Here is a 550-nt window from a genome sequence, read left to right as displayed (position 1 = left end):
ATTACTGGGTTTTCGACGATAAGCGTTTGAAAGCCATTGATGCATGGGTGCAATTTACGCGCAAGGGTACACCTACTGGCAACCCATGGTCAAAGCCTGAATTCCGCGCGCTTGTCGAATGCGTGGCACGTTCGCAAGGGTTCTATGGCACTGCATTGGATTTTGTTGATAAGCGCGACGGGGAATAATCCATGAATGATTATCTTGCAGCAATCCTAACCGGCCTTCTTTTTAGTTTGCCGCTTCTGGTTGATTTTATTTTGAGGGGTTGATTTTATTTTGAGGGGTTGATTATGAAAACATACGCATCACACGGCGGGACGCTTTACCCGCTTGCAAAAACATATGCCGATAATGAAACTTTGCCAGAAAATCGAGAACTGATTTCATATTGTGCGGAATATGCAAACCCGACAGACAATTACGCACACGCTGCTACTTGCACACTATATCGTGTGCCAGGTGTTGGTTATATTGCAGCAGGTGTAAGACCGTACCGCCATCCTAACCAGCCTTCTTTTTAGTTTGCCGCTTTTAGTTGATTTTATTT

2 protein-coding genes are annotated in these 550 nt (G+C 44.7%); both read left to right on the top strand.

The window, feature by feature from the left end:
- On the top strand, positions 1-188 hold a 188-nt coding region (locus I6E78_RS18790), incomplete at its 5' end, for a hypothetical protein (protein WP_231618057.1).
- Between the two features lie 105 nt (positions 189-293).
- Positions 294-524, top strand: coding sequence for a hypothetical protein (locus tag I6E78_RS18550; protein ID WP_197162027.1), 231 nt, complete (start codon positions 294-296; stop codon positions 522-524).
- The last annotated feature ends 26 nt before the right edge of the window (positions 525-550 follow it).

The organism is Pseudoalteromonas sp. NZS127, from assembly GCF_015864805.1.
Taxonomy (GTDB): domain Bacteria; phylum Pseudomonadota; class Gammaproteobacteria; order Enterobacterales; family Alteromonadaceae; genus Pseudoalteromonas; species Pseudoalteromonas nigrifaciens.
The sequence above is the reverse complement of the archived record's forward strand: the minus strand, read 5'-3'. Positions and strand labels throughout refer to the sequence as shown.

Bases quoted from the DNA above. Each gene is read 5' to 3' on its own strand.
- I6E78_RS18550 (WP_197162027.1), top strand. From the start codon at position 294: ATGAAAACATACGCATCACACGGCGGGACGCTTTACCCGCTTGCAAAA.